This window comes from Acinetobacter lwoffii, from assembly GCF_024129435.1.
GTDB classification, from domain to species: Bacteria; Pseudomonadota; Gammaproteobacteria; order Pseudomonadales; family Moraxellaceae; genus Acinetobacter; species Acinetobacter lwoffii_F.
Genome location: NZ_JAMXXN010000029.1, coordinates 22,321 through 29,784, shown reverse-complemented (window position 1 = coordinate 29,784; position 7,464 = coordinate 22,321). Strand labels below are relative to the sequence as shown.

Sequence of the window (7,464 nt, the reverse complement as noted above, 5' to 3'; positions counted from 1 at the left end):
AAATTATCAAAGTTCTGTTGCTTTAGCCTGTATATTTTTATGGCTACCTTTATAGGGTTAATTATGAACAGTAAATGTCAACAGACCCTAAGTGAAAAAAAATCATTTCAATGAATAATTAAATTTTCTAGATGGGGTTTTTGATAAATCCGCTCAATTCCATATGGGAAAAATTGTATTTTCATTCTCATCCACCAGACGATAAAAAAGCCCAATATTAAATTGGGCTTTTTATTACTCTTCAACTTCTATCGGATCACCGTCTTCAGGGCGAATATGACGCGTCCCATCATCCGCAGGATCAACACTAGAACCATCTTTGGTAATAGCATTGTACATTTCATCCTCTTTCTTATCATCGATAAATTCTTCATCTTCGAAATCTTGAGGTTCACTATCGTTGTCGAAGTTTAAAGGCTTTTCTTCATCTATCATGGCGATCCATCACTTATTTAACTAATAAAATATCATGCTCAAATATTTGAAAGATTCATTCAATAGTCAACGATGATCATTTGTGTAACTGAATAAACACAATAGTCATTGGAACATTATTTTCTACCGACAAAAAAAATGCCTCCTTAGGGAAGGAGGCTGAAATTGGAAAGAAACTACAGCGATAGAATCTATTCATGCATTATATATAAACTTATAATTTATACATTAGCATAATATTACATTAATTTTTCAATTAAAAAGCCCACTTACTTTTTCAAATAAGCGGGCTAGTGCTGTAGTCATTTTCTTCATATTATTTGCGTTTTCTTGTTTTCGCAAAACGAATATAGCACTGTGAATTTACCAATAAAGTATAGAGAGTATTAATAAACTGTTTTCTTACATTTGCTTTAAGTTACTTTTCGTTCAATAAGCTATACATATTAAAAAAGCCCATCTTTCGATAGGTCTTCCCCTTTTCACTTTTGCGCTGATTCAGGTATGTTGTCAAAGTGAGTAACGACTAGAGAATAAGCAAGCTATTGATAAAAATATATAAATAGACCATTAGTATAAAAAAAACTATGCTTGTTAAATTGATTGACGATTTTAACCTTCAACGACACCTTATAGCTGACTTAATTTGCTAGACATATAAGTTAAAAATAACGTCTTGTCCTGAAAATCAGGCATTTCAAACACCCAAAAAATGTAATTTTTAGATCTCAATTTAAGTTTCACATTCACAGCCTTTACTTGAATTATTACATCCTCATGCTGCATTTCTGCGAATAATTCTAAAATCAGGGCAAAGAATCTCAGTTTGTTGACTGTGTTGTATTTTGTTGGTTTATATATTCTCAAGGCTTCAGAATATATAAGCTCGCACCATTCATTTCCATCTTCATCATCCATTAGCTCTCATTTAATTATTTAAAATAGATCACGAAGTAGGTTTATAACATGGTGGCTATAATTAAACTGCTTTTAATCTGAATATTAAAATTATAAGTTTTTAGAAAATGAAAAAGCCCATCATCCGATGAGCCTTTTTGGGAAATATATCGTGAAGACTAAGCTGCAAATTCTTGCAGTACAAATCGTTTTACACTTTCATCAAAGTCAGGTTCTGAAAGAGCAAGCTTGCCATTTTTCATAGTTTTATAACAATAACTCGCTGCTACTCCCATACCCACCAAAGTCAACAACTTCATTGCTCACCTCTTTACTGGGAAGATTTGAATACAAAGTTATCATTCAAATTTGTAGTTTTCCAACTCAGTTTCGATTGTTTTCTGTACTACATGTTAATGAATGTATGAATAATAAATGAAAACCTACCGTATGATGCGTTTGCTTAAATTCTTTCAACTAGTGGTTAATTTGCGTATCTATCCAGTTAAGGAAATTTTCCTTATTACTGAATTCTGGCATAGACCCTAAATTTATAGTTTCTTTAGCACCAAATTTTCCAGCGACAGTATTCGGTGCTTGAACTCTGAAATCCTGAGGATCACTTTCATGTAGAGTTCTAAAATATTCTACTGCTTTATCAAATTCACTTTTATCCTTAAAACCTGGTCGTTCCTTTAAAAAGTCATAAACTTGTTCTAGAGCTGGTAGATAATTATTTTTAGGCATTCTGTTTTCTCTAAAATGATGAGTTTTATGATGAAGACCTATTTTGAATGAATAATGATAAGAATATTCCCTTATTTCTTAGAGTTTATGTAAATCATGATGATTTAAGAGTTAAATCCAAATTTTGGAGTAACCTGATAAAAAAATGAGCGTAAACATACACTCATTTTTACTACATTTTCTAGTGCATGCTTAACTGACTGGCATTGCTCTAAAATAAAGTCTGTTTTATTAAACAAAGTGCAAATGTCAGCTGCTCTATCAGCAAAGATCAGATGCACTTTAAATACGCCAATTTAAGGTTCAAGCCTAATTAACGCTATGAATATCAAGCTCATCATTGGTGGTCAATACAACAGAAGCTAAAATTGGAATGCCCAAAATGAAAGGTACAGCGAAAATCCATAGAACTACGGTTACATCCGGTTTAAAGAAAAATTGAATGGCTAATGCAGTCAAAATAAGTACAGAAAATAGAATCGCAGCAAAACGGATGATAAATTTAGTCGACATGCGAAGATGCTCTTATGCGTGAAATCGTATTTTCAATATACACCTATTTTTATTATGGGTTTATTGATTTTCAGTCTGTTATTGCATGTCTTAATTGATTTTCTATATGTGATAGCTGAATTATACGATGATCAGTTTTCTTCAGCATAAAAGCTGACTTTAGATTCTTTCTCTACTCGTAACTTATTTGCCCTATATGTATAGGGATTGAATTCAGACATCAACGCTTCTGCTGACTAATATATCAATCTACTTTATAGCTAATAAAATCTTTGTCCTGTCTCATCAAAAAGCCCTAAAATTTTAGGGCTTTTTTATTTGGATTAGAATCGCCAGTTATAGAACAAGTCAATCGCACGCTCTAAAGACTGACTCGCTTCCAGATACAGTCGCTGATTTACCTGATAACGTAAAGTCAGCTTATTCACTGGTGTGAATACCCCGACCCCATAGCGAAGATATAAATCAGGCGTAATATAACCAGTCACAGAAACCTGGGTATCATCTCCTGTACCTTGGGCATCCAGAGCTAGACCAGTTAAGCCAAAACTGCGCCCGATCTGGTTGGTCAGTGCGCGGGTGCTACCCAAGCCCAAACTAATCCCCGCAGCAGCGATTGTATTATTCACATCAGATCTAAATCCTTCGGCCTGGCTTAAACCAGATACACCTTCATTGACACGACCGGTAATCAAGGCATTCAGGGCTTCCTGTTCTGACAAGCCCGCATCATTATAAATCTGAATACTTGGACTTGATGCAGTCCCTGTTACCCGTACCCCGACTGTACTACCCTGAACCGATTTATTGGCATCAATGTCCAGTGTCGGATTGGTAAGTTCACCATTAAAACGCGCGATAGCACGATTCAAGTCCAGACTTTGGCCATAGGCTTCGATTTTCACCCGCTGTGATACCCCGATTGCACCATTGGCACGCATTGCAGTTTCCAGACCACGCTGTGACAGATTGACTCGACCCAATAGCGGAATACGACTGTCAAAGCCCTGGAAGATGACCTGATTCCCTAAAGAAACAGCTACATCTGCCCGGATATCCCAAGGACGTGCTGACTTCAAGATCGCCAACTGATCATCACCTTCACGCACGACCCGTACATCTGAAGATAAACCGACTACAGGTTCTGAGGCTTCTGGCATTGAAATCAACGCACGCGGTACATCGACTGTGCCACTCAGACTCAGTTTTTTATTAAATGGATACATGTCCAGAGTCAAATCAGGTGTCACCACAGCAGTAATTAATGGTGCCTGACGAATCAGCAGATTGTCACCTTGCAGTTTTAACTGCACTCGCGGATCGCCTTTCCAGTCGACCGATCCGGTTAATTTACCCACACCACGACCACTGTTAAATGCGCCATTGATACTGGCAGAATTCTGACGTATGGATGAATAGAGCTGTACATTGGTCAAATTCACCGGTAGGGAGATCATGCTGATTGAAGCATCTTTGACACGAACCTCACCTTCAAGCAAAGGATCCGTTAAAGTTCCGCTAATTTTTCCGGCATAAGATAAAATCCCGTCCAGATTACGGATGTCCTGAATAAATGGCTTAAAGACTTTGAGCCGTACCTGGTTAAAGGCAATTTCGCCACGCATCGGTTTACTGTCACGGTATGGATCAATGATGACATTGGCATAGCCGGTTCCAATATCCGGTGTTTTAACGTCCAGCCGAAGTTGCAAGCCATCTGCCACGCTTTTTGCCACCAGACCGACTTCATCATATTTCAGTGTAGAACCCAAATAATCTGGATCTTCGGAAGATAAGCCCACCACACCATTACGCGTCACCAGACGCGCGTCGATTTTAGGTTTGGCGCCTTGTGCCCAAGCAGCCTTGGCATAACCATTGACTTTACCCGTCAACGCCAATCCATCAGGCAGGAATGCACTAAAGTCTTCCAGATCAAGGTTTTGGGTAATAAAAGAGGCACTGCCACGGGTTTTGTTGACCCGAATCGGCTGGTCAAAACACAACTGGCTTTGCTGACTCATCCAGCAATGAGCACCAACAAACAGATCGGATTGAGCACTGTTATAAATCACTGCTGCATTTTGACGCTGCACCAGACGGGCACGTAAAGAGTCGAAATCACCTTTTTGAATCTGACCCAGCCAGTTATTTTGCGCATTAAAGCCACCGGCGAGCTGCACAAAGAATTTTGACAGGCGGTTTTCTGCCTGAACTTTAAGAATGTGTGCAGCCCGGGTACCGGCCAGTGATATTTCACCGCGTACAATCTCGCGTGAACCGCTACGCAGGCGATCCATTGTCGCGGTCAATAAAGTTGGTGTGCTTTGCGATGTTGGCAACTGTCCGCGAACACGAACTTTCTGCACGCTAAACAGGTTTTTAAAGGCGAAATTGTCGATAGACAGGTTAGCCGAAGCCTGTAATCGTGGCTGTGCCTGCATATTGATATAGCCTTGCGCGCGACCTCTTAAACCTGGATATAATTCAAACAGTGCTGGAGCATTCACTTTTAGTTGGAGATTTTGTGCATTACCGGTCGCCTGAATCTGGTTGCTGGCATAAGACAGGAACAGGTTATTCGCTTCAAACTGCTGTGGTACAAAACCGCGCTGATTTGAGTTAATGATGACCGATAAATTACCTGTGCCACGTACCGGTTTATTATTCAGCATACCGGCCAGGTTTAAGCGTTGAATCTGAATACGTTTTAAAGCATCTGACCAAACGCCTTGGGTTTGCACATTGCCTGACAATTCGCCTTTCAGTTTGGCATTAAAATATTGCGGCTTAAAACGGATTAAGGATGCATTGATATCCCAGCCAATCCCATTCGCCAGATTGACCAGACCGCTGGCATTAATCTTGCCAGCCACACCATCATGACGGAATTCATTTATCTTCAACATTTCTGGAGTGCCTGAAACGCGCAGTTTCAGCATACCCTGACTGGCTTTAAGCTGACTGGCATTTAAAGCACCATCATAATTAACCGCGTAACCTTTAAATCCGCCACCCACTTTTTCATTATGGAATAACAAGGCAATGGTGCTGTTTCCAGTCAAACGTACGGTTTCATTTTGCTCCGCTAGTCGTCCGGTCAGGTCGACACTATTCAGTTTGATAATCTGCTGATTCGGTTGCGCATAACCATTGGCTTTAACTTGGCCATTCAAACGATCTACCGGTGAAGCTGCGGCAATACTTTGAGTATTCAAATTTTTGGCATTTAATACTGCAGTCCATTTTAACTGACGTTTTTCCTGTGGTAGTTCAATCCGTGCATTGCCGCTTAAGCTGCCTGCCTGTGCATTGGCACTGTAATTAAAGCTCGGGACATTCAGGATATTCTTGTTCAGATTGAGCTTAGCCTGATACATGCCTGCAGGTAAAAGACCCTCTTCATGCTGCTCAACTTTGGTCGCCACATGAATATTCTGCTGACCTTCGACCAATGCCAATTTGACATCGCCAGACTGACTGCTGAGCCAGCCCACGTAAGGTACGGCGCGATCAATATTTTTCCAAGCAACATCCAGCAGCATCGGTTGTATTTTATTGGCCTTGACCGGATTTTGATCCAGCTTCAGATTCCAGCTTTCATAGCGGTCAAAATCAACCAGTCCGGTAAGGTGCAGGCCATTTTCCAAGTTACCCGCAGAAGCGATATTGGCATCCAGACTTGGCGGCAAGAAATCTTGTACGACTTGCGGAATGCGCTCATGTTTAGGATCAATCCCATTCAAACGCCCAGCCAAATCCCAGCTGACCCGGTCTTTCCAGCCCACTGTCCCGGCAAGGCTGACTGCGCCTTTCATCAACTGACCATTCAGATCGGTAATATTCAGCTGATTGACCAGATCGGTATACATCACCGCACTATACTGACCTTGCGGAATATTTTCCCCAATCAGGTCAGTCTGGACATTCAGATCTAGACGTTGGATATCACCATTGAACTCGGCAATGCCGTCTTTGGTAAACAGTTTCTGTTCGGCCAGAATAGGCCAGTGATAATCCTTGAACTTCAACTCGCCGCGCATCGGTACCTGAGGGCGCATAGGATGTACAATAACCCAACCGGTTAATAAATCAGGCGTATTGGTCGCTACGCCAGCCTGAATCGTGTCCAGTGTTCCACGTGCCCTCACCTGAATATCATGAATATTCAAGCTATCTCTTAAGGAAGGCAGATTGACGATGCCCGTAGCATCTAGAGGGTATTTACCTTCAAACTGCATTTTACCCGTGGCTTCACGTACTGACAGATAGCCCATATCCATCCGGGAATCTTCAAAATTTAATTCGGTGCCAGACCAGAGCGCCTCATTTAATTCAATATTATAGAAATCAACTGCATTGGTCTGGGTTTTAATGACCAAATGATCCAGCAATAAATGATCAACGCGCAAGATAAAAGGCAAACGGATAGCATTAAACTTGAACGGTTCGCCCGTTGATGGTTGCTTGTTAATAATTTGCAGATTGAGGACATCGGCTTCAGTCAGATGAATTTCTTTTTTGACAATCGCGCGCCAGCCCAGCTTAACATCAGCACGATCAATTTTGACATCGACTGGTTTCAGGCTGACCAGCACATTTTTAAGAATAATCCCGCGCCATAAATTACCGCCCTCATATTCATATTGAATAATTTGCTGACGTTCCAGCACCTGATCCAGCAGAAATTTACTGCCCTGATTGGTCGAAAACAGTAGAGCCAACACAGACAGCAGAAAAATCAGCGAAAAAAGCACCGACAATAGGATGCTTCTGAATATACGGCGCTTTTTCGGCACAACGCTATCTTGTGGTTCTTGTTCTGGCTGTGGTTGGTTCTCGACCATGATCTACCCAAATAACTATTTTTTA

General features: G+C 40.7%; 6 protein-coding genes. All 6 read right to left on the bottom strand.

Features of this window, described 5'->3' with window-relative positions:
- Positions 1 to 234: 234 nt before the first annotated feature.
- On the bottom strand, positions 235 to 435 hold the full coding sequence (locus NI455_RS13595) for a hypothetical protein (RefSeq protein WP_004278753.1): 201 nt from the start codon (positions 433 to 435) through the stop codon (positions 235 to 237).
- Positions 436 to 1,065: 630 nt separating this feature from the next.
- Positions 1,066 to 1,353 (bottom strand): hypothetical protein, encoded by a 288-nt coding sequence (locus tag NI455_RS13590; RefSeq protein ID WP_004278754.1) that lies wholly within the window; start codon positions 1,351 to 1,353, stop codon positions 1,066 to 1,068.
- Between the two features lie 158 nt (positions 1,354 to 1,511).
- The gene (locus tag NI455_RS13585) at positions 1,512 to 1,652 is read right to left on the bottom strand and encodes a hypothetical protein (protein WP_253114650.1); all 141 of its coding nucleotides are present in this window, start codon (positions 1,650 to 1,652) and stop codon (positions 1,512 to 1,514) included.
- Positions 1,653 to 1,809: 157 nt separating this feature from the next.
- The gene (locus NI455_RS13580) at positions 1,810 to 2,079 is read right to left on the bottom strand and encodes a hypothetical protein (RefSeq protein WP_253114648.1); all 270 of its coding nucleotides are present in this window, start codon (positions 2,077 to 2,079) and stop codon (positions 1,810 to 1,812) included.
- A 309-nt stretch (positions 2,080 to 2,388) separates the two neighbouring features.
- The gene (locus tag NI455_RS13575) at positions 2,389 to 2,592 is read right to left on the bottom strand and encodes a hypothetical protein (RefSeq protein ID WP_004278758.1); all 204 of its coding nucleotides are present in this window, start codon (positions 2,590 to 2,592) and stop codon (positions 2,389 to 2,391) included.
- Between the two features lie 323 nt (positions 2,593 to 2,915).
- The gene (locus NI455_RS13570; RefSeq protein WP_253114647.1) at positions 2,916 to 7,439 is read right to left on the bottom strand and encodes a translocation/assembly module TamB domain-containing protein; all 4,524 of its coding nucleotides are present in this window, start codon (positions 7,437 to 7,439) and stop codon (positions 2,916 to 2,918) included.
- Positions 7,440 to 7,464: the final 25 nt, after the last annotated feature.

Bases quoted from the DNA above. Each gene is read 5' to 3' on its own strand.
- NI455_RS13595 (WP_004278753.1), bottom strand. From the start codon at position 435: ATGATAGATGAAGAAAAGCCTTTAAACTTCGACAACGATAGTGAACCT.
- NI455_RS13590 (WP_004278754.1), bottom strand. From the start codon at position 1,353: ATGGATGATGAAGATGGAAATGAATGGTGCGAGCTTATATATTCTGAA.
- NI455_RS13585 (WP_253114650.1), bottom strand. From the start codon at position 1,652: ATGAAGTTGTTGACTTTGGTGGGTATGGGAGTAGCAGCGAGTTATTGT.
- NI455_RS13580 (WP_253114648.1), bottom strand. From the start codon at position 2,079: ATGCCTAAAAATAATTATCTACCAGCTCTAGAACAAGTTTATGACTTT.
- NI455_RS13575 (WP_004278758.1), bottom strand. From the start codon at position 2,592: ATGTCGACTAAATTTATCATCCGTTTTGCTGCGATTCTATTTTCTGTA.
- NI455_RS13570 (WP_253114647.1), bottom strand. From the start codon at position 7,439: ATGGTCGAGAACCAACCACAGCCAGAACAAGAACCACAAGATAGCGTT.